This window comes from Mycoplasma pogonae (assembly GCF_054170725.1).
The window spans coordinates 66,512-90,241 of the sequence record NZ_JBSWZS010000004.1 but is presented as its reverse complement, the minus strand read 5'-3'; the positions used below and the strand labels follow the sequence as shown (position 1 = coordinate 90,241).

The following is a 23,730-nucleotide window of genomic DNA, read 5'->3' as shown; positions in this document are numbered from 1 at the left end:
AAGGCATTTAAAAAACATTAATTTGATTTATTTTTTTTAGTTTTAGCACTTAATTCTTTAATATATGTTTTCAAATAAGTGTGATCAAAAAAATACTCATCTTGTAAATACATTTCTAAAACATCTAAAATTGTTGAATAAATTTTATTAACTAATCTAATAGGGTATTTTAATTTTGTACGATTTTTACGAAAATCTGATTTATCAATAATTTTAAAATCTTCCCCAGGAAAACATTTGATGTCAAGATCATAATCTATGAATTTAATTGTATTATCTTCAAAAATAAATGAAGAACATAAATTAATATAGACATAAGGCTGACCATTACGGATGGAAATAATTGCATTAAACATACGATTTTTAGGTAAAAATCAAATAACTAATTCTCGGATCACTCAGTTTTGACTATTTTTTTTAGAAACTCTAGTTTTATCAAGGTGCAAAACAACATGATCTTGTGAATTTTCGACAACTTTTATTCCATTCCACTGTCGGTACAATTCGCCGTTGTATTTATAAGCCTGAGCACTAATGATACTTCCAACTTTTACGTTTTGATTTTTCATTGTTCTCCTTATATTTTTTAATTATAAAACATTTTTAAAATAAAAAATATTTTAGATTTTTAGAATTTTGATTTTAATCAATGAAATTAGACAATAAATTTAAAATCAAAATAATATTTAATTAAAATTTATTTTAGTTTATGATATTTACTAATATGAGATTAAGAAACATTAAAGATTCTAAAAATTTACTATTAGAAAGTGATTATGTTATTAAAGATTTTCCACTTAAATTACAAAATAATACTGTTTTAGAAATTGGAATGGGTAAAGGCGAAATGCTAGTAGAACTAGCAATTCAAAATCCGAATAATGACTACATTGGCGTCGAAAAATATTCTACAGTTGCTTATAAAGCATTAAAGAAAGCACAAGCTAATCAACTAACTAATTTTAAAATAATTAATGCTGATATTGAAGAATTAGCTGAAAAATTACTTGGAAAAGTAGATTTAATTTGATTGACTTTTAGTGATCCTTGACCTAAAAAACGTCATTACAAAAGACGTTTAACTTATAAAAAATTTTTAATAATTTATAAAAATTTATTATCTGAAAATGGTGTTTTAAAATTAAAAACGGATAATGATGGATTTTTCGATTATTCACTTGAATCATTAGAAGAATTTGGCGCAAAAATTTTAAATATTACTAGAGATTTTCATAACTCAGAACTATCACAAGGAAATATCATGACTGGATATGAAAAAAAATGATCAGATAAAAGCAAAAATATTAATTATTTGGAAGCAAAACTCTAAAATAATTTCAATATAGTAAAATAACTAGCTAAAAAAATAGCTAGTTATTTTTAAAATCATTAAGTTTAAATTTTTTTAGATTTTTTTCTGAATTTTTTATTGAAAAAGTTTTTAATTACTTTAATTTTACTATCTTTAAATGATGGGTGTTTTCTAAATTTAACTGCTAAAAAACTTAATAATGAACTAATCAGTATAAACGGAATTAATATCGCTGGCAAAATAATGCTTAAATTATTTTTATTTTTATTTTCTGAATTAAGCACGTTTGTATCTCCAAATACAGAAATTTCTTCTTTATTAGAGTTTTTTGGATTAGATGTAACATCGCCGATATTATTTTCATTATTTTTATCAATAAAAATAATTTCCGTTTCTGGTTTTAAAGTAGTCCTATCTGGAACTGGTAGTTCAATTTTTGGAATTGGTTTTGGTTTATATTTAATTTTAGAAGTTTTCAAAACACCATTAAAATTGTCATTTCACTTAAATTTATCATTAACTTTTAGTTCGATTAACATTTTAGTATCCATAATTTCAATTATCATAGCTGTTAAAACATTTTGAATTGTTTCTTCACTAGTATTTCAGTTTAAAATTTTAGTTTTTTCTAATAATGACATATTTTTTAATAACACTTCTAAAGCTACTGCATCATAAATATTATGTTTGTCAATTAAACTTTGTAAGGCGATTAAATTAATTTTTGGTTCAGGAAGATTTTGAGTTTTGGAAACCTTAATTTTTTCTTCTGATGCTGCATCAAATGAAATTTCTAGTAATAATTCTTCATCTAAAGCATTTTTTCAAACATAATTTTCATTTAGATCAACTTTAACTTTAATAAAAATTAAATTCTCATCTTGTTTGGAAATAACTTTTTCTAATTCAATATTTTTTATACCATTTTGAAACGGTTTTTCATTTGTTGTTGTTGAATTAAAATATAATAGTTTTTCATTTAGTTTTTTACCATTAAATTTATCAATATTTTTGGTTAATAAGTCCTGTTTTTTAAATAAGTTAATTAATTGTTCTTTTGCATTTAAGTTTTCAATTCCAACAATATTTTTAAAATTACTAAAAACTAATTCATTGGTTTTAGATGCAAAGTAAACATCACTATTAATGATAAAACTAAAAATTAATTGATTATTTTTTGTTGATAATAAAATATTTGAGATTTTATCAGCATTATTAATTTCAAAAAAAGCTTTTTTATTTCATATGTCTAAATCATTAAATTGTCTAGCAACATCTTCTAAGGTAATGTTTTTTTCTAAATTATTATTTCAACCTACAGCAAATGAGTTATTAAAATCTACATCTTTTAAAATAGGTAAATTAATTTTTTGTTTAATATTAACAAAATTTTCTAATGGAATTTTTATTATATTTTGTTTTAAATCTAAAATTCATGTTTTGGGTAATAAATTAATATTGGTAATTTTAGATAAAATAACTTTTAAATCTTCAATATCTTTGTTAGTATATGCTGCTGTTAAATAAAATTTATCATTAACAACTTCATAGTTAATCTCCGGTCTTGCTGCTTTTGTTTCTGTAAATAATTTAAAAATATAATTATTTTCATCTTTTGCAAAATCTTCAACAAATTGAATAATATTTTCTTCTTCAATAAATTGACTATTATGTGCTTTTTTAATTTTTATGTCATTAATAATTTCTGAATTAAATTTCAGATTTTTATAATGACTATAAATGTTAATTAAGTATTGATATTCAACAACTTTACCTTGTGATGAAAGTTTTTTATCAACTAGATAAAATCCATTTTCTGCACTTAATTGCTTAGGATTAATTTTTGCATTAAAAGTTGCTAAAATAAACATACTCCCAGTATCATCATTTGGTAATAATTTTTTTAAATCAATATGATTAACAATTAAAGCATCAATAAGTTTTTTCTCATAATTAAAGTCAGTAAATGAATTAAAAATATTTTCAGTCGCTAGTAATGTATTTAATTTATTAAAATTTTCAGAATTTTTTAATAATGATTTTAAATAAATTTCATCAATAATTTTTCCAGAAATTTCATTATTAATAAATGCATTATTTTGCGCTAAATTATTTGTTAATACTTCGTAAAAAACTTTTTCTAATAATTTGCTTCATTGTAATTTGTCCCTATTGAAAAAATTTAAATAGTCAGAAGGTGATAATTGTTCAAAAACAGGAACTATATTGTTTGAAATGAAAATTCTTTTAATACTAGAATTTTTAGAAGTTGGCTTTAATGTATTTTGATTTAAGTTTAATAAATAAGGGTTGTTAAAATCCTCAATATTTCAGTATAATTTTTCATTTGTTGCTGTTAAGCCGAAATTTTTAGATAATGTTTCGTGAGTAATTGTTGAATTGTTAAAATTTTCAATTGCGCTATTAATAATTTGATGCACTGGAATAGATATTTGAGACGAATTATTCCCATAAAAATTACGTTTTCCTAATACGTGTTTTTGATTATCAATAGTAACATCACTTAAAATAAATTGCGCATTGCTATCAACATTTTGTGAGCTGTAATTTTGCTTTGCAACATTAAGTGTATTAAATTCTCACCGGTTGCTATCATACAATTTAACTTTTCTTAAGCTATTACTATTAGGTTCTTGAATATAAGCATAAACATCTTGCTTTAAAATAGCTGGTAGTAAAAAATTGTAGTAAAAATTAAATTTATTAATTTCATTAATAACACCATTAGAAGTTCCGTCATCAAAAATATAAGAATTCATTGCGGAATTTCTGTAAATTGAATTTGCATTCAAATTAATATCATTTACAGCTTCTTCAAACTCAAAACCTGAATTATGCAAAACATTAACTCAACTAGCTTTTGAAGCTTTATTAATATTAAAATGTGGAACTAAGATTGTTTCGCCATTATTTAAATGAAATTGTTGCTGATTTTGATTATTTTTAATTGCATTAAAAGCATAGGCATCAAAAATATTGGCAGTGTTTTTCAATTTAATAAATAGTGTTTCAGCAGCTTTTAGCTCATTAAACTCTCAAAAGCCTTTTAACCCCAAAGCTAGTGATTTGTTATAAAAACTAACATAATTTTGATAATCATTATTAAATAAACGTTTAATTGCTTCACTACTATTAAACTGATTTTGACTAATTACATTAGTGCTCATTTTTTTATAAAACTCAGGTAAATAAGCATAATTATAAAAAGCTTTAACAAGTTTTATGTTTAAACCTAATGAAAATTTATAATTTCCATTTTCAAAGTTAGTTCGTACTGTATATATTTTAGATAGATCAACTTTATCAATTTCTGGAGCATTAAAAAAATGTGATCTTTTAAAGTTATCCATTAAGTTAACATTTTGTTTGGCAGTATTAAATAATTCAATTCCTGTATTGAATTCAACTCGTCAGTCGCCAATAATATTGGAATCAAAATCAATGCTAGCATTAGTTTGATTTTTACTAATTTGATGATTTTGCTGGCTATTGAAAAGTAAGTTATTATCTATGGAAGGGAGAGTTCTTTTGAAATAAAGTAATTTTTCATAAGCTTCATGATCGCTTCTTCTATTATAGCTTTCAAAAGTAGTTGTATTTTCATCGGGAATATAATCAACTTTTTTATAAGATCCTAAATATTGGTTTAACATGCGATTTTGATATTCAATGTAGGCGGATGAATTAAATCATTGTTTAACAGCTTCGTAAGGACTTGTTAAATCCTTATCAGCTTGATATGCAGCAACTAATAAAAAGTTTAAAATATCACTAATATCTTTCCGACTATATTTACCTGATTTTAGTATTGGTGAATCATATCTTGGAAAAGGTGAGCTATCATAATTATGTCAAACTCATTTTTCTTTTGACATATCACTCGGTTCATAAAAAACTTCATAAAAAATATGTGGACGAGCATTAAAAAGTAATAAATCATGCATTAAACTATATGTTCTTCAGTTCATTTTATAAAGTTTTTTATCACTTGGGCCTCGGAAATGCATTTTCATAGTTTTATTTTCATAGCTATTTATATAGTTATTTAAAAATTTATTTTGGCTAATTTTAAAATGATGATTTTCAATTAAGGGTTGAGTAGTTTCTTTTATAAAGTTACTGCTAAAATGATGATTATTTTGTGGAATTTGTCACTCAAAATAATCAAAGTTAACATCATGATTTTGCCAATTACCTCAAAAATTTACTCAGTGAAAATTATCGCCATTTTCTAAATGATAAATTGAGCGATAATCTTCATTATTACGAGTGTAAAAATTCATTTTTAAAGCATTTTCATTAATGCTATTATTCAATTCATTTGCAAAATTAACTGCAGATATATTAAAAACTTTTTCATAGGTTTGATGTTGATTTAATCAACTTTTTTTATCATTTAAATATTTAATAAATCCATTAAAATCACGCGCTTTATCAACTATGTTATGATTTTCAAAAGGCGCCGGAAAATTTTCTGTTTTTTGATTATTCTTATACAAATCAAGTTTGTTATTAATTTTTAATTTTATATAAGGATTTAGAATTCAATCTAAATCAGTCACTGTATTTGTTGCATTAATTGTATTGTAATACATTTGTTTTGCACGATTAATAAATTGGTCATGTGTGATATTTGGTTCATATTTTTGAGTTAGTAAACTAGTTTGTGTAAAAATTTGATTTTTGTAGTTGCGATCAGAATTTGCATAGGCAAAAGATATTCCTGTAATTCAAGGAATAACTCCGAAAGGTAAGGCTAAATATTTTACCTTATTTTTTATTTTAATTTTTGCCATAAATTAGATTTGTGATTTAATAATTGCTAAAATTTCTTGATAAACTTCAGCATTATTTTCTAGATATAAAGTCAAATTCTTTTTACCTTGTGCAATATTTTGACCATTAAATTCATATCATGAACCTTTTTTAATTACAATACCTAGTTCTTCAGCTAATGTTGCTACTTCAGCAAAATGAGAAATTCCTTTTGAGAAAATAATTTCTACAAGAGCTGATTTAAATGGTGGAGCCAATTTATTTTTCACCACTTTAACCTTAACTAAGTTACCACTAATATCATCACCATTGCCGATATTAGTGCTTTTGCGAACTTCAAGTCGAATTGAAGAATAAAATTTCAAAGCTCTACCACCGGGAGTAGTTTCGGGATTGCCAAAAAAGACACCGACTTTTTCACGGACTTGGTTGATAAAAATAATTGTTGTGCCATTTTTATTTAATGAAGCAGTAATTTTTCGTAGTGCTTTGGACATTAAACGTGCTTGCAAACCAATAGTTTGATCTCGCATTTCTCCGTTTAATTCAGCTTCAGGCACTAGTGCAGCAACTGAATCAACAATAATTAAATCAATTGAACCAGTTTTGGTTAAAGTATCAACAATTTCTAAGGCTTGTTCACCTGAATCAGGTTGTGACAAAATTAAATTGTCAATATCAACACCTAGGTTTTTAGCATACACTGGGTCGATAGAATGCTCTGCATCAATAAAAGCGGCGATTCCATCATTTTTTTGCACTTCAGCAATTGCATGTAGTGCCAATGTTGTTTTACCTGAAGATTCTGGTCCATAAATTTCAATAACTCTACCTTTAGGAAATCCATTAATACCTAAGGCTTTGTCGATTAAAAGTGAACCTGTACTAAAAACTTCGGCATCAACCGCTTCTTTTTGACCAAGAAGCATGATAGATTCTTTGCCGAATTTTTTTTCAATTTCAGCTAAAGCTTCTTTAATATTTTTTTCGTTCATATTTTTCCTCCACTTATATATAGCTAGGAATTGATAATTTTGATAAAAAAAAATTATTTTTTTATTAAAGAAGCAATTTTTTTAGCTATTTTTTACGGACAACATAAAAAATAGTGTTATTTGAAAATTTTAAAACTGCAGCATTTTCTAGATAATTTTTTTCCCGATCAATAATTTCTAAAATTTCAAAACCGTGATCAATTAATAAATCATGTAATTCCTCAATTGCGTAAAAATGGATGTAATTAAATTTCCCAAACTCATCTTCAATTAAATGATCTCCAAATTTTTCAAAAGCTGGGTTTTGAGTTTTTTCAGCTCATCGCTTTGCCTCAGCTTCTCAATGATGACGAAAACTATTTTGGTTGCGATTGTGGGAAGTAAAAATATAAATTCCGCCTGATTTCAAAATTCGATGAATTTCATGTAAGGCTTGCCTACGCAACATTTCTGTTGGAATGGCGTTAAAACCATTAAATGAAAAAAGACAATTGTCAAAACTTGCATCTTCAAATTGTAATTGAGTTGCATCACCCTGGAAAAATTCAATTGCTACATTTTTATCAAGTGCAATATTTTGTGCTTGCTGAATCATATTATGTGATAAATCAACTCCAATTAAATTGCGATAACCTAAATCATATAATCCAAAAGTTGTGCGCCCTGAACCACAACCCAGATCCAATAACCGACCTTGCTTAGAAAAATATTTACTAAAAATTGCCATTTCTGATTTTCAAAGACCAATTTGATCAACAGCTACGCCATATTTTTTAACAACATCATCATTTTCAAAATAATTATAAATTTTTTTTGAATATTTCATTATTTTCATCCTTTAAAAACAAAATAAATTATAAACTATTAGTTTTAGCTTTGATTTATAATTTATGAGACATTTAGTTTAAAAAGGAATTAACAATGAAAAAATATAAAATTGGAATTTTTACTGCTTCAACTCCAATTGCCTCATTTTCACCAGAAAGGGCAAAACGAGCAATTGCATTTTTAGAAAATTTAGGTCATGAAGTGATCTTGGGGGAATTATTTTGACATAATCAACTAAACTACCGTGCCGGAAGCGCTAAGGCTAGAGCAAAAGAAATTAATAATCTATTAAAACATGATGTTGATATTTTAATGTCAGCAATTGGAGGTTTTAATAGCTTTTCGCTTGTACCTTATTTAGACTATAAATTATTCAAAGCTAAAAATCCTATTATCGTTGGCTTTAGTGATTCAACACCTTTATTAAATGCTATTTTGCACCAAATCCCTAGAGCCAAAGTTATTTATGGTCCAAGTTTATTTCCTAATTATGGCGAATTTGAGCTAGAATCAGCTCAAATTTCTTGAAATCACTTTTTAACAGCCATTGAAAAGCAAGAATTCATTTTACAAGCATTAGATTGAACTTATGGTCCGCCTGAAAATTGAGAAACTTTTGAAAAAGATCGACTAATTTTTCGTGATGCAAATTGAAAAATATACAACACAACTAGCAAACCAATTACAGGGATAATTTGAGGTGGTAATATCGAAGCATTAATTTCAATGTTTGAATCACCTTATTTAACCAATTTTAAACAAAATGGAATTTTATTTTTAGAAGATGATACTAAAGTTTATGCTAATGTTGAAAGAAATTTTAATAGCTTATATTTAGCAGGATATTTTAATAATGTCAAAGCTATAATTTTGGGTAAATATAATAATTTTCGTTATACCGAAGCAAAAGTTCATCCAGTAGAAATTTTACTTGAATTATTAAATGGTAAAAATATTCCTATTTTATATGATGTTGATATTTCTCATTGCAAACCAATGCTATCATTACCACTAAACCAACAAGCTACAATTGATTTTACTAATCAAACAATTCATATTAAGAAAAAGTGGTAAAACTATAATAATTTATCACTTTAAATACAAAAACAGCATTCAAAACTTTGCTTCATAAATTTTGAATGCTTTTTTAAAAATCGATGATTTTTTAAATAAAATAAAAAACGCTATGAATCATAGCGTTTTCTTTGGTCATATAAATGATATGGAGCGAGTGAAGGGAATCGAACCCTCACAGTCAGCTTGGAAGGCTGAAGTTCTACCATTAAACTACACTCGCAATTGTTGAATTTTTTTTGTTAATTCCAACAATTAACTTCCATATTATACAACACAAAATTTATTTTACAAGAAAAAAATTATTTTTTTTGCTTAACAACAATCTCATTAACTAAATCCAATAATACTTTTGGTTGTTCAAAAAAAGTAGCATGCCCACAATTTGGAATCAATTGATATTTTAATCCCAAATCATGACACATTTGTTGCATTGATTGTGGTGGTACAAAATAATCATTTTCACCACAAGCTAAAAAAACATAGTCAGGATTTAATTTATCATAATTTGGTTGTAAGACATTTTTAAGATACTCTGGGTTAGCAATTTCATTAATTACTAAGTGTTTGAAAAGATTACGTTTTACAAGCATGGTTTTTAAAAAATTTGTTGCTGTTGGCCCTAAATTAGCAACATAAGTTTTGGTAACATCGTTATAAATTAAATGTTTCATACTCTCAAAAGCTTGTTCAAAAGTTTCTGGTAATAATCACTCTTGAATTGTTCGTGCTTTTTCAAGCTTATCTTGGTAAATTGCGTAATTAAATGGTGCTACTAGTAAAGCAAATTTTCCATAACCAGCATTCATTAACTCAGTTGCAATTGCACCACCAAGTGAATGACCTACTAAAATGGCATCTTCTAAATGTAATTGCTTAATAAATTCTTTAGCAACTGCTACATAATAGTTGATATCAATATCATGGTGAGCTGTACTTAAACCGCATCCCGGGAAATCTAAGGCCACATAATCAAATTGTGCTTCACCCACTTTTAATAAATCCAGGGCAAATTTATGTGATGAAGCAAAGCCATGTAAAAATAAAACTTTTGGTTTGCTGGTATCTTCATAAACATAATTAATTTCTTCATTGAAAATATGAATTCTCATAATTTATCCAAAAATTAACGAAAGAATTTCGTCTTTTTGGAGACCTCCAAAATAATCATTTAAATCAATTTTTTCTAATACTTCAGCCACATCTTGGCGACGATATTTAACATTATAAAATAGTGGCAAGATTTCATCAATATCTTTTTTAGATAAAAAATCTCCACGAAATTCAATAGCAGTAATGTGATCATTTGAGGTATTAAAACTCACTTCTAAAATTCCATTATCAAACTTAGCTTTATTTGTTACTTCAAAATCTGGGTTGTGGCCATAAACTCAATCTTCAGAACTTCTTAATGCTTTTAAATCATCATGAATTGAACCATACTCTGGTAATTCAATTAATTTACAGTGGTATTTTTCAACAAAAAATTTTGCTAATCGATCTTCAAATTCATCAACAGTCATTTTTTCAACTAGCTCATCATAAATATTCGTTACCCGTTGGCGCATACTTTTAATTCCTTTAGATGCCATTTTTAAAGGATTAGGAATTAAAATTTCAGTTAACTTTTTCAAGTTAGAATTAAATAAGATTGTACCATGATGCACAATTCGGTCTTTGTAAATAAACTGTGCATTACCCGATACCTTAGCACCATTAACTAATAAATCATTCCGACCTTTGAATTCCACTTCTAGATTTAATGATTTTAAAAATTCAATAATTGGTTCTAAAAATTTTTCATAGCTTCTGCCGGCATCTTTTTTAGTAATAAAAGAAAAAACAATATTTCCCATATCATGGTAAACTGCTCCGCCACCAGAAACACGGCGGTATAAATCTACTTTTTGTGCTTCAATGACATCGCGTTTAATCTCTTCATGGGCATTTTGATTTCTTCCGATAATGACGGCATTGTTATGACGATATAAATAAACAATATCTTCATCGAAATTGTCATCTTTAATTAATGCTTCTTCAAGTGTTAATGTGTCAAAAGGTGAGTTACTTTTTTTATTAACAATTAATTTCATCGATATAAAAAAATAAGCTTTTATTTAGAAAGCTTATTTACCCCCATTCTAGCAGCTTCTCAAAGCACTTCGCTAAAAGTTGGATGTGGGTGAATTGCTGAAGCAATGTCATAAATTGTTGTTTCTAAATCCATGGCAACAATTACTTCAGAAATTAAATCTGTTGCATGAGCCCCAACAATATGGCAACCTAAAATTTCTCCGAATTCTTTATCAATAATAAATTTTGCAAATCCATCAGTTGCATTTGCGGCGATCGCTTTACCAACAAATTTAAATTGGTATTTTACAGCTACATAATTTTTATTTTGCGCTTTTGCTTCTGTTTCTGTTAATCCCACTACAGCAATTTCAGGTTCAGTGTAAATACATGCTGGGACAACTTTATCACTGTATTTCATTCCTTTACCTGTAATGTGGTTCACAGCTACAACAGCATGTTTGTAAGCTACGTGTGCTAACATTTTTTGACCCACAACATCACCGATTGCATAAACACCAGCAATGTTAGTTTGACAAAATTCATCTACTAACACTTCATGACGATTACCTACTTTAATACCAACTGCTTCAAGTCCTAATGATTCAGGTACTCGTCCAACAGACACTAACACAACATCGGATTTAATTTTGTGTTCTTGTCCGTCTTTTTTATAAAAAATAGTATCTTGATCAAATTTAGTTACTTCAGTTTCAGTAATGATCTCAATCTCTTGAGCTTTTAATTTTTTCTCAATTTCAGTAATTACATCAGGCTCTAAAGCAGCTAAAATTGTTTTTAAGTTTTGTAAAATTGTTACTTTAACTCCAGCTGAAGCAAATACTTGGGCAAATTCAACCCCAATAACTCCACCACCAATAATAGTCATAGATTTTGGTTTTTTTGCTAAATTAATTGCTTCTTTTGAAGTTAATAATTTACCAGCAGCATATCCTTCACTAAATCCTGGTAAGTCAACTACCCGGTCAGTTGACCCAGTAGCAATAATTATATTTTTACCACGGAAAACTTTGTCATCAACTTGCACTTCGTGTGCTCCGACAAATTTCGCTACTCCAAATGCCATTTTTACTTTAGCTTGACGCATTAACATTTCAATTCCTGTTGTTAATTGTTTTACAACATGATTTTTACGTTCATGCATTTTTGTTCAATCAATTGCCACTTTTGAATTGTCAACAATAACTCCATAATCGGCAGCGTGACGTACATAGTTAGCAATTTCTGAGGTTTTTAGTAGTGCTTTAGTCGGAATACATCCTACATTTAAACAAACTCCACCTCAGTATTCTTTTTCAACGATCAATGTTTTTAATCCGGCGTGTCCTGCCTCTTCAGCAGCTAAGTATCCACCAGGACCTGATCCAATTACAATTACATCAAATTCTTCATCCACTTTACCAGTGTATGCTTTTCCTGTATCTTGTTTTTTAGTTGGCGTCGGGGTTGGTGTTGGAGCTGGTGTAGCGCTAACAGTAGCTGGTTTTTGTAAAGCTGATAAGTCAAATAATTCATTTGATACCTTAACTTCACCAACAACTGATGCCCCGCCTTCTTCAACTACTTCTGATTTTGTTTCAGCTGCTGGAGCTTCCGGTTCATCTGTATCACCTGAACCATCATCGATATAGTAAATTTCTTGACCTACATGAATTGTGTCACCTTTTTGCATTAAAACCTTAACAATTTTTCCGGTTGCTGGTGACGGGATATCGCTAGTTACTTTGTCTGTTTCAACAGAAAATAATGAATCTCCTTCCTTAACATCATCACCTTCTTTTTTGTAGATTTCAGCAACTACACCTTCATGCAATCCTTCACCGATATCAGCAAATTTAAATTTATGCATGTATTAAAATACTCCTAAAATTTCTGGTTTTTCTAATAATTCTTTTACTCTTGATGCGAATCTTCCAATTACTGCTCCATCAACTCAACGGTGGTCAGCCGCTACAGTAATGTACATTACTTTACCTGGCACAACAGCTCCATTACGCACTACCGGTTTGTCAACAATAGCTCCTACTCCAGCAATTGCAACTTCTGGATAATTAATAACTGGTACACCAAATAATGATCCTACAGAACCGTAGTTAGTAATCGTAAAATCTCCACCACGCATTTCATCAGGTTTAATAGTCTTATTACGAGCTGCCCCTGCTAAACGCACAATCTCAGAAGAAATATCTAAAATTGATAATTGGTTAGCATTTTTTACAACTGGAACTTTTAATCCATCTTCACTATCAACAGCAATTCCTAAATTAATTGTTCCTGGGTAAACTAACTCTTGATTTTGTTCATCATATTTAGCTGTTAAAATCGGAAATTCTCTTAGCGCTATAGCTACAGCCTTAGCAATAAATGGTAAAAAAGTAATTTTTTGCCCAGTTAATTTTAATACATTTTCGACAATTTTTTTACGTAAATCTCACAAATCTGTTACATCAATTTCATGCACTAAGTTTACATAAGCAACATTGTCTCATGAATTTTTCATTGCCCTAGCAATCGCTTTTCGAATTGGTGTTGTTTTTTCACGAGAAGCTTTTAATTCATCGTTAAATACTGGTCTTGGAGTTGGTGCCAATGGTGCTGAAGCTGGTTGAGCAGCAGCAACTGGTGTTGTAGCTTGTACAGCCGGTGCAGGTTGAGCTTTAAAACTTTCAACATCTGCTTTTAAAACTCTACCATTAGGCCCAGTACCAGTAACTTGCTCAATGTTAATACCTAACTTTGCAGCAAGCGCCCTAGCTAAGGGAGTTGAAATAATTTTATTCATTTGTTACCTTTCTGTTTATTTATCTAAAATTAATATTTAAATGAAACAACTTCTTTAATTTTAGCAAGCACTTTGTCTTTATCAATTGCATGGTAAAACTCACCTTTTGCTAAAGGTACAGTAATGTCTCAACCAGTTAATCTAGTCATTGGAGCTCTTAAATATTCAAAAGCTTTTTCATTTACAAAAGCCATAATTTCAGCTGAAACACTAAATGACTTAACCGCTTCATGAACAACCAATAATCTTCCAGTTTTTTTAACAGAATTTAATACTGTTTCATAGTCAAGAGGTTTAATAGTTCTCAAGTCAATTAGTTCTACACTAATTTCTGGATTAGTTTGTTTTAATTCTTGTAAAGCAGCAATACATTCATGAACTTGCGCTCCATAAGTTACTACAGTTAAATCTGTTCCTTCAACTAAAACATTAGCTTTTCCAATTTCAACTTCATAAATTCCTTCAGGAACTTCTTGTTTAAATGAACGATAGATTTTTTTAGGTTCTAAGAAAACAACTGGATCTGGATCTTTAATCGCTGCAATTAATAATCCTTTTGTGTCATAAGGCGTTGAAGGCATTACCACTTTTAATCCTGGAACATGAGCAAACATTGCTTCAATTGCTTCAGAGTGATGCTCTAGAGCTCTAACCCCTCCTGCCATTGGCATTCTCAATACCATTGGGACAGTAAATCTTCCACGTGAACGGTTTCGCATTCTCGCTGCATGAGCCATCAATTGTTGGAATGCAGGGTATGAAAATCCTTGAAATTGAATTTCTACAATTGGTCTTAATCCATAAATCGCAGCTCCAACTCCGATTCCGGTCATTGAGGCTTCAGAAATCGGGCTATCTCAAACTCTTTCTTCACCATATTTTTTTTGTAAACCTTCAGTTGCTCTAAAAACCCCGCCTTCAAATCCGGCATCTTGTCCTCATAAAATAACTCTTGAGTCTTCACCCATCATTAAATCAATTGCATTAGTTACAGCTCCAATATTATTTAGAGCAATAGTTTTTTTGTTATCAGCCATGATTATTTAGCTCCTTTGTCTGCATAGTATTTGACAGCTTCAGCTTTTTGTTCAACTAATTCAGGAGTTAATTTTTCATATGTATAATCAAATACTTCATCTAAATTAACATCAATTTCTTCTAAAGAAGCTTGGAATTCTTGTTTTGCAAATTCCATTGATTCTTCTCAAATTTTTTCAATCTCTTCTTTAGTAATGTATTTGCGGTCTAGCATGTATTTTTCAATACGGTGCATTGGTTCTCATTTTTCTTTTTCTTTTTCCATTTCTTCTGTACGGTAAACTCTAGGGTTATCACTTGTTGTATGCGGCCCTTGTCTTCATGTGAAAAATTCAATTAAAATCGGTCCTTTACCGCTACGTGCATATTCAGCAGCTTCTTTCATAACTTCATACGAAGCCAATAAGTCGTTTCCATCTACTAAAATTCCTGGAATTCCTACAGCCGCAGCTTTAATAGCAACTGTTTCTGTTGGGCTCTCTAAATGTTCAGGAGTTGAAATTGATCATTGATTGTTGTTAACACAGAAAATTGCTGGTCACTTGTGAATTGCAGAAGTGTTTAAGGCTTCGTAAAATTCTCCTTCAGCTGTTCCACCATTACCAATGAAACTTACTGCCACATTTTTGTGTCCAGTTAATTTCATTCCATAAGCAATTCCTGCTGCATGCGAAAATTGTGAAGCAATCGGAATATTAACTGGTAAAACGTTAACTCCTTCAGGAATTTTTGATCCTCTTTCATTTCCATTTCAGTATAGGTACTGATTTTTCATTGGCACACCTAAATATAGCATGCTAGCATTAGATCTAAACGCCGGAACAAAGTAGTCACCTTTTTCAAGTGCCATTGCTGAAGCAACCTGTAATGCTTCTTCACCAAAGTTAGGGGCAAATGTTAACATTCTCCCTTGTCTTTGTAGCTGAGTCATGTAGTTGTCTTGTTGTCTTGATAAAACCATGAATTTGTACGCTTTCACAAGTTCATCTTTTGATAAAGTTGTGTCGTTTTTCTTGTCGATCAAATTACCATCAATATCCAAAAGTCTATAGATATCTTTTGGATTTGACATAACTAAATTTTCTTTTACAAATTTGTTCATATACTACCTTCTTATAGTTTGATTTACATAATAATTATAATAGCAATATGATTAAAAATGCTTATTTTTGATGATTTTTAAAAAATTATTAATAATTATTTTAATCAAAAGTTTATAATATTAATGTTATAAAGATTTTATAACGTTTAAATTATAAATTTATTTTTACTAAGTGCAAAAAAAATTAAAAAAAATTATAAATTTTGCACGTTTTTAAAATTTTTTGTAATTTATTATTGTCTTTATTTATATTTATTTAATCTTAAAAACGAGGAGAAAATATGAAAATTATTTCAATTGGAGCAAATCATGCTGGAACTTCTTTCCTAAGAACTATTAAGCAACTTGCACCAGATTATGAAGTTGTTGCTTATGACCGAAACACTGACATTTCATTTTTAGGATGTGGAATCGCTTTATGGGTAGGTGGTGAATTTGAAGATCCAGATGGACTATTTTATTCTTCAGCTAAACAACTAACCCAAATGGGAGTGAAAGTTAAATTAGCGCACGAAGTTGTTGCAATTGACAGACATAAAAAAACTGTAACTGTTAAAAACTTAGAAACAGGTGAAGAGTTCCAAGATAATTATGATAAATTAGTATTTGCTGGTGGAACATGACCAATCGTTCCGCCATTCCCAGGTGTAAATTTAAAAAACATTTTAATTTCAAAAATTTTCATGCATGCCAAAGAAATAAAAGCTAAAGCAGAAGATCAAAATGTAAAAAACGTTGTTGTTATTGGTGCTGGATACATTGGAGTTGAAATTGTTGAAGCTTTTCATAAATATGGTAAAAAAGTTACTTTAATCGACTTACAAAGTGGAGTATTCCCAAATTATTTTGACCGCGAATTTACATCTTCATTAGAAGAAACTATGGCAAAAGAAGGTGTGGAATTACATTTCGGAGAATCAGTTAAAGAATTTAAATCAAAAGATGGTGAACACGTCTCAGCTGTTGTAACTGATAAAGGGGAATATCCAGCTGATTTAGTAATTATGTCGATTGGATTTAAGCCAAATACAGAGTTATTGCCAGATGTTCAAAAATTCGCTAATGGTGCAATTATGGTTGATGTTCACCAAGCTACATTAACAGATAAAGACATTTATGCAATTGGAGATTCATGTTCAATGATTAATAATGTAACTCATGAATATGCTTCTATTGCCCTAGCAACTAACGCTGTTAAAACTGGAATTGTAGCAGCATTTAACATTGCTGGAAAAGATTTAGATTTTCCTGGATACCAAGGAACAAATGCAATTCATGTCTTCGGACACAGCCTAGCTTCAACAGGATTCACTCAAAATGCTATAGCTAAAACAAAACTTGCTGATGTTGCAGCATTTGAATTTGTTGAAGATTGAGACAGAAACGAATTCATGCGAGAAAAATATAGAGTTAAATTTAAAATCACTTATGACAAAACAACTAAACGTTTACTAGGAGCTCAAGTTGGTTCAGTTGATGTAAACCATACCGAAGTAATTTATGCAATGTCACTTGCAATTCAAAAACAAATGACATTACCAGAAATTTCACTAATGGACTTCTTCTTCTTGCCACACTTTAATAAACCATTTAATTTTGTAATCAAAGCAACTTTAAAAGCTTTAGGTTTAGAATACTCAGAAGAACCAGAAACAAAATAACTATTAAATTTAACTTATAGGGAAGTAATAAAATGAATTTTATTGATGAAATTTATGCAAATGTGCGTAGTTTAAATCAAAAAGAAGGATTGAAAAAAATTCTTCTCGTTGATGGTGATGATCAACGTGCAATTGAAACCGCAAAAATGTTAAAAAAAGATAATTTTTGTGAACCAATTTTGCTAGTTAAAAAACCTCAAGATGTAGTTGAGGGAATTGAAACTATTGTGATGGATGAAACAGAAATTGCTAAATATGCACAAAAGTTTTTTGAATTAAGAAAAGGTAAAGAAACTGAGGATGCAGCATTAAAAGCAATGCAAACTCGCCCTTTTTTTGCCATGATGAAACTACGCAACAATGAGGTTGATGGTGTTGTTGGAGGTCTATTATATACAACAGCTGACATTTTAAGAGCTGGATTTAAGGTAATTGGACCAAAACCAGGTATTAAAACTATTTCTTCAGCTAACATCATGCACAAAGGTAGTGAAAAATACATTTTTTCAGATATTTCTGTAAATGTAAAACCTAACCCGCAACAATTAGCAGAAATCGGACTCAATGCTGTTGAGTTTGCTCGTAAAACTTTAAATCTTGAACCTAATGTAGCATTTTTATCATTTTCAACTGATGGTTCAGCTGTAACTGATGAATCAAAAGCTACTCGTGAAGCGGCTGATATTTTTAATCAATTATCTAATTCAAAAAATCCGGCAATTGGTGAAATTCAATTTGATGCAGCAATCGATACTGGCGTAAGAAGTAGTAAATATAAACGTCCAGCTTATGATGGTGCAACTAACATTTTTGTTTTCCCTAGCCTAGAAGCGGGCAATATTGGTTACAAAATTGCTCAAAGAATGGGTAATTGAGGAGCAATTGGACCAATCATTAACGGAATTGCTAAACCACTTAACGATTTATCAAGAGGTGCGACTGTTGATGATGTATTTAATACAGTTTTAATAACTGTGTTACAAACAGCCGGAGGAAACGATTAAAATGGAAAAAAAGATTTTAATTGTTAATCCAGGTTCTTCATCAATGAAATGATCTCTTTTTAATAAAACTAATTTAGATTTACTTGCTAATGGTTTAGTTGAAAGAATCGGAATTGATGGTACATTAATTGTTACTTTTGGTAATGAAAAAATTAAAAAAGATATTAATATTCTAGATCATCTTGAAGCTGTTAAACAAACAATGAAATTTTTAATGGAAAATCAAATTATTAACTCAGTTGATGAAATTGATTTAATTGGTTTTCGGGTAGTTCATGGAGGTGAATATTTTAAACAATCAATTATAATTACTGATCATGAAATTAACTTAATTGATGAATGTTCAAAATTTGCGCCCTTACACAACCCGCCAGCAGTTAAAACAATTAAAGCTTTCCAAAAAGAATTTCCGCATGCTAAATTAACAGCAACATTTGACACAGCATTTCACGCAACATTAGATGAAGTGAACTATACATACCCAATGAATTATGATTTAGCACAAAAATACAATATTCGTAAGTATGGATTTCACGGAATTAGTCACCAATACATTACCCAAAAGCTTGAGCAAGTTTTAAACAAAAAACCTGTGAACTTTGTTAATTTACACCTTGGAAATGGATCGTCATTATGCGCTGTGAAAAACAGTCAATCAATCGATACCACAATGGGGATGACACCTCTTGCTGGATTAATGATGGGAACTCGTTCTGGAGATATTGATCCTTCAATTCATGAATATATTTGTAAAGAGGCTAATTTAACTATTAATCAATTTACTGAAATTTTAAATAAAGATTCGGGATTAAAAGGGGTATCTGGAATTTCAAGTGACTTGCGTGATGTTATTGCCGGGTATAAAGCTAATAAACATCAAGCAGTATTGGCCTTTAATTTATTTACTAAATACATTTCTGATTATTTAATTAATTATTTAAATAAAATTGGTCCAAAAATTGATGCTATCGTTTTTACAGCTGGAATTGGTGAAAATGATCCCAATACACGCCAAAAAGTTATTGACAATATTCATATTTTGAATATTAAAATTGATCAAGCATTAAATGAAAATACTAAAGGTGATTGAGAAACTAAATTAATATCAACCTCTGATTCAGTAATTCCAGTTTACATTATTCGAACTAACGAAGAACTAATGATTGCTAAAGAAGCATTAAAATTAGATGAATAAATATGGAATTACAACGTTACGCTGTTAATATTCAAAATTGTGAGCAATTTCAACATCAAGTAATTAATGCTAAAGGCAATATATTATTTTTACACGGCTTTACTTCAAAATATCAATTTCATATCGACACCCTAAAAGATCTTTTCTCAGCTTACAACATTTATGCCATTAATGTACCTGGTCATGGTAAAAGTAGTTTTACTGCAACTAGCGAATTAAACATGTTGCACTATGCCAACGTTTATGCCCAATACATTGAGCAATTACAATTAAAAGACATAATTTTGTATGGTTATTCAATGGGTGGAGGTATTGCTGTATTACTAAATGCTATATTACCAAAAGGAATTGTTAAAAAAATTATTTTAGTTAACCCAGCTAATAAAGCAATTTTAGAAAATACCCAACACATTAAAAAGATGCTGCCAAATAATATAGATGATGTTAAAGATGTATTAAAAAGCATGTATGCTAATTATTTAAAACATTTTGGAACTGAAGCTAAATTTGAACAGCTAGCAATTGATGTTTATAACGATTTAACTACTAATCAGAAACATTTAATTGCTATGGTTGATGTTGATTTAATGACTCGAACAATGCATTTGTTACAATCTCTAATTTCCCAAATTACTGTTCCAACATTATTAATTGTAGGAGAGCAAGATCGATTAGTAATTGCTAAACATACAATCGCTAATTTTTCTCACAATGACAATATCAATATCGCTGTAATCGCCAATGCAGGACATAATCCTATCATTGAAAATCGTGATGACTTTGTCAAAGCAATTAAAGCTTTTGTAAAATAAAGCTTGATAAAATTTCAAAATTATAGCAGCCTAAGTTTTAGTGTTTTGAAGCACTTTTACTTTGGTTGTTTTTTTAAATTATTTTCACTTTTATAGTCTTGTAGTCAAAAAATAAAAAAAATTTCATATTTTATTTGATTAATGAGTAAAACTACTAATTTATGGGAAAATTTAATGTAGATACAAAATTATTAGTTGAGGAGCACAAATGATTTACGACAAACTAAAAAATATTGAAAAATATGCTTGTTTAGCAAAAAACATGCAAACAGCAATTGATTTTATTCACAACACCGATTTAGAAGCTTTGGCATTAGGAAAAACTGAAATTGATGGTGAAAAAGTTTTTGTATTAAAATTAGATGTTGATAGCTATGATGATTCTAATGCATTATATGAATATCACAAACGTTATGCTGATTTACACTTATTAGTTGATGAAAAAGAACAATTTTATTTTGATTACCCAGAACATTTAACTAATGTGGTAAAAGAATATGATGCTACAGACGAAGTGGCTCTATACAAAAAAGATAGCGATAGAAATCTAATCAAGCCAATTTTGGGAGAATTTTTATTTTTCTTCCCTGGAGAAGCGCACTTACCAAAATACACTGGTACATTAGAAAAAATTCGTAAAATTATTTTTAAAATTGAAATTTAAGCAATTTTATATTTTTAACAAACTTATTGTAAATGTCATAATTATTTTATGACATTTTTTATATTTTTGAGCTTGTAATTAACTTTATTGATTAAATTTAGAAGCATTAACCAATTTGAAATATTTTTAAAATTATAAAATTTAAATACATATTTTAAAAAATAATGATTTTCATTAAATTTAAATTAAAAATAACGCTTTTTTTAAATTAATTAAAAATATAGATAAATTATTTTAGGAATTTAATTTAATAAATTGCAAAAAATAAATTATTTTAAAAAATGTTTAAAATTATTCATTATAATGCTATTTGCAAAACTTTATTTTGTTTAAAATTTAATCAAATTATTTAACAAAGGAAAATTCAAAAATGAATAAAAAATTAAAAATATTTTTGCTTGCATCCTCGACTATTAGTTTACCAATAACTTTAATAGCTTGCGGAACTAATGCAACTACAACAAAAACAACTCCAGTAGCTGAAAACTGAGATGATAAAGTTGTTTTCCAATTAGCTCAAGGAGGGAAATATCCGCTTTTAATTCCGCTGCATAAATTAGTTCCTATTTACAATGAACAATTTAAGGATACTCCAGATTTTTTGCCTGTTGAAATTCAAGATGCTTCAGTTGTTAAGGCTAAGTCCGAAATTGAGCTTGCCAACCTAACTGCTCAAAAATTAGAAGTAATTAAAAATGAAACTAACCCTAGTTATAATCAAATTCCTAATTTAATTTTAAATAGTATTGAAGGAGCGTTTGTTATTAATCAATATGATGCCTTATTAGATTTATCCAATACAAACATTACATCGCGGTTATTTGATGAAACTTTGTTTGAAGCTCATAACAAATTACCTGGTAATACAACCGGGAAAATCTATACAATTCCCTTTGATGTTGCTACACTTACTGGTTTGATGTTTAATTTAGACATTATGAAATTAATTTTTGATCAAATTGTTGCTGGTGGTGGTATAGTTGATCAACACAGTGCAATTTACCAAAAAACAGTTAACGCCGCAAGCGAAGGTAATGCCGAGATTCCGGCTGATAAATTTTGAAGATACATGGTTACAAAATCACCAGATTCTTTTCGAGGCTATTTAGTTAATGATGCAACTTTTACTTCGCTTGAAGCATTAATGGAATTTGCTGACAAAGTTTATACTGGTTTAAAAATTGATGAATCTAACATTAGTCATGAAATAAAAGCTAAACTTTTTGCAGATAAAAATCTTAATCCATCTGTACTTTCAATAGATTATATTCAAATTATTTTTGAACAGTTTTTATATGATTATTTTGGAGTTAATAATAGTTCAGAAATTACTGGTGATTTGAGTAAATTTTTATGATCTTTAACCCAAAATGCCGCCAATGCCAAACAATTTATTGAATACAATTATAAAAAACCGGCTAAAAAAACTGCATTATTAAATAGATTAAAAGCTGCTTTTGATACATTTGTGCAAACAAACAAGGTTAGACCGCTTGATATTGCAAATAATTCTGCATCATTAAAGCAAAAAGCTTTTAAATCAATTTATTTTAATAATCATGGTAATTCAGAATGATCTGGTTGAGCTGTACGTGATTATGATTCAGCAATTGGAATGGCACCTGCTGTTGGTGTAAGGCAGACTTATTTAAATACTTATTCAATGGAAGTTAATGCTGAAAAAAAGCCTGAAATTTACAATGGTTATGCTAAGCCGCAAGATATTTTGTGAGGTAATCAAATTACCAAAATGCAAAAAAAATCTACAAAGAATGTTTTTTATGAAGGTGGTTCATCATTAGTGGCTATATCAACAACCCCAAAACGCAACAAAGCAACAACTAAATTTATTGAATGATTATTAACTGGTAGTTTTAAAGATGCAAATAATCAAACTATTTATGCAAAAGATTATATTACCCAATTAAGTTCTTACATCATTCCGACTAAAGATCGAATTTCATTTGCTCAGTACCAAAATTTAAAAGCACAAAAAACAGCAATTGAAACAAAATTACAGGTCTTATATAGCGAAGTTGTTAAATCAGATGCTAATGTTAAAGTCATTCATGATTTAGAAGCTAAAAAAGGAGTTGTGGAAGGAGCGTTACTTTCGCTAGAAGATATTTTGTTAATGAAAGGAATTGATTTAAATACTGGTGCGATTAATGAAGCTAATAAAGCTACATTGAAATTTATTCCAATGGATGATATCACCACTAAAATCATGCAAGTAATCCGCCAAGCTTTAGGAGAAACAACTAAGACAGTTAAAAATCCTAATAGTGTTCAAACTGGAGAAGCATTAATCGAAGCAATTAATAAGATTAAATAAAATTATTTAAAACAATAAATAAAAGCAGGAATCTAAT

Annotated in this window: 18 protein-coding genes and 1 tRNA gene; 8 read left to right on the top strand and 11 right to left on the bottom strand. The window is 28.8% G+C overall.

What is annotated here, in order from left to right; translation table 4 throughout:
• Positions 1–17: 17 nt before the first annotated feature.
• Positions 18–569 carry a DUF402 domain-containing protein gene (locus ACW95P_RS02270; RefSeq protein ID WP_457961622.1) on the bottom strand — a complete coding sequence of 184 codons (552 nt, stop codon included), beginning with the start codon at positions 567–569 and terminating at the stop codon, positions 18–20.
• Between the two features lie 155 nt (positions 570–724).
• Between ACW95P_RS02270 and trmB the strand changes: the two genes are divergently transcribed.
• The gene (trmB, locus tag ACW95P_RS02265) at positions 725–1,330 is read left to right on the top strand and encodes a tRNA (guanosine(46)-N7)-methyltransferase TrmB (protein ID WP_457961621.1); all 606 of its coding nucleotides are present in this window, start codon (positions 725–727) and stop codon (positions 1,328–1,330) included.
• 65 nt (positions 1,331–1,395) lie between these two features.
• Here trmB and ACW95P_RS02260 read toward each other — a convergent pair whose 3' ends face one another.
• The 3 genes from ACW95P_RS02260 to ACW95P_RS02250 form a co-directional block, all read right to left on the bottom strand.
• Positions 1,396–6,129: a hypothetical protein gene (locus tag ACW95P_RS02260; protein ID WP_457961620.1), complete on the bottom strand. Its 4,734-nt coding sequence runs from the start codon at positions 6,127–6,129 to the stop codon at positions 1,396–1,398.
• A 3-nt stretch (positions 6,130–6,132) separates the two neighbouring features.
• Entirely contained in the window at positions 6,133–7,104 is a 972-nt protein-coding gene (gene recA / locus ACW95P_RS02255) for a recombinase RecA (protein WP_457961619.1), read from the bottom strand.
• A gap of 85 nt (positions 7,105–7,189) precedes the next feature.
• Positions 7,190–7,930 carry a class I SAM-dependent methyltransferase gene (locus ACW95P_RS02250; RefSeq protein ID WP_457961618.1) on the bottom strand — a complete coding sequence of 247 codons (741 nt, stop codon included), beginning with the start codon at positions 7,928–7,930 and terminating at the stop codon, positions 7,190–7,192.
• Between the two features lie 95 nt (positions 7,931–8,025).
• Here ACW95P_RS02250 and ACW95P_RS02245 point away from each other — a divergent pair, with 95 nt between their 5' ends.
• A complete protein-coding gene (locus ACW95P_RS02245; RefSeq protein ID WP_457961617.1) occupies positions 8,026–9,006 on the top strand; it encodes a S66 family peptidase in 981 nt (326 codons plus the stop codon).
• 149 nt (positions 9,007–9,155) lie between these two features.
• Here ACW95P_RS02245 and ACW95P_RS02240 read toward each other — a convergent pair.
• The 7 genes from ACW95P_RS02240 to pdhA form a co-directional block, all read right to left on the bottom strand.
• Positions 9,156–9,229 (bottom strand) — tRNA-Gly (locus ACW95P_RS02240).
• Positions 9,230–9,308: 79 nt separating this feature from the next.
• Positions 9,309–10,118 carry an alpha/beta fold hydrolase gene (locus tag ACW95P_RS02235; RefSeq protein ID WP_457961616.1) on the bottom strand — a complete coding sequence of 270 codons (810 nt, stop codon included), beginning with the start codon at positions 10,116–10,118 and terminating at the stop codon, positions 9,309–9,311.
• A gap of 3 nt (positions 10,119–10,121) precedes the next feature.
• Positions 10,122–11,099 (bottom strand): lipoate--protein ligase, encoded by a 978-nt coding sequence (locus ACW95P_RS02230; RefSeq protein WP_457961615.1) that lies wholly within the window; start codon positions 11,097–11,099, stop codon positions 10,122–10,124.
• A gap of 20 nt (positions 11,100–11,119) precedes the next feature.
• Positions 11,120–12,949: a dihydrolipoyl dehydrogenase gene (lpdA, locus tag ACW95P_RS02225; protein ID WP_457961614.1), complete on the bottom strand. Its 1,830-nt coding sequence runs from the start codon at positions 12,947–12,949 to the stop codon at positions 11,120–11,122.
• A gap of 3 nt (positions 12,950–12,952) precedes the next feature.
• On the bottom strand, positions 12,953–13,882 hold the full coding sequence (locus ACW95P_RS02220; RefSeq protein ID WP_457961613.1) for a 2-oxo acid dehydrogenase subunit E2: 930 nt from the start codon (positions 13,880–13,882) through the stop codon (positions 12,953–12,955).
• A gap of 29 nt (positions 13,883–13,911) precedes the next feature.
• Positions 13,912–14,919: an alpha-ketoacid dehydrogenase subunit beta gene (locus ACW95P_RS02215; protein WP_457961612.1), complete on the bottom strand. Its 1,008-nt coding sequence runs from the start codon at positions 14,917–14,919 to the stop codon at positions 13,912–13,914.
• A gap of 2 nt (positions 14,920–14,921) precedes the next feature.
• The gene (gene pdhA / locus ACW95P_RS02210; protein WP_457961611.1) at positions 14,922–16,022 is read right to left on the bottom strand and encodes a pyruvate dehydrogenase (acetyl-transferring) E1 component subunit alpha; all 1,101 of its coding nucleotides are present in this window, start codon (positions 16,020–16,022) and stop codon (positions 14,922–14,924) included.
• 281 nt (positions 16,023–16,303) lie between these two features.
• Between pdhA and ACW95P_RS02205 the strand changes: the two genes are divergently transcribed.
• From ACW95P_RS02205 to ACW95P_RS02180, 6 genes are all read left to right on the top strand, one after another.
• Positions 16,304–17,683: an FAD-dependent oxidoreductase gene (locus ACW95P_RS02205; protein ID WP_457961610.1), complete on the top strand. Its 1,380-nt coding sequence runs from the start codon at positions 16,304–16,306 to the stop codon at positions 17,681–17,683.
• Between the two features lie 32 nt (positions 17,684–17,715).
• Entirely contained in the window at positions 17,716–18,687 is a 972-nt protein-coding gene (locus tag ACW95P_RS02200) for a phosphate acetyltransferase (RefSeq protein ID WP_457961609.1), read from the top strand.
• A gap of 1 nt (position 18,688) precedes the next feature.
• Positions 18,689–19,882 carry an acetate/propionate family kinase gene (locus tag ACW95P_RS02195; RefSeq protein WP_457961608.1) on the top strand — a complete coding sequence of 398 codons (1,194 nt, stop codon included), beginning with the start codon at positions 18,689–18,691 and terminating at the stop codon, positions 19,880–19,882.
• Positions 19,883–19,884: 2 nt separating this feature from the next.
• A complete protein-coding gene (locus ACW95P_RS02190) occupies positions 19,885–20,694 on the top strand; it encodes an alpha/beta fold hydrolase (protein ID WP_457961607.1) in 810 nt (269 codons plus the stop codon).
• Positions 20,695–20,902: 208 nt separating this feature from the next.
• On the top strand, positions 20,903–21,358 hold the full coding sequence (locus ACW95P_RS02185) for a NanQ anomerase/TabA/YiaL family protein (protein ID WP_457961606.1): 456 nt from the start codon (positions 20,903–20,905) through the stop codon (positions 21,356–21,358).
• A gap of 370 nt (positions 21,359–21,728) precedes the next feature.
• Positions 21,729–23,693 carry a P68 family surface lipoprotein gene (locus ACW95P_RS02180; RefSeq protein WP_457961605.1) on the top strand — a complete coding sequence of 655 codons (1,965 nt, stop codon included), beginning with the start codon at positions 21,729–21,731 and terminating at the stop codon, positions 23,691–23,693.
• The last annotated feature ends 37 nt before the right edge of the window (positions 23,694–23,730 follow it).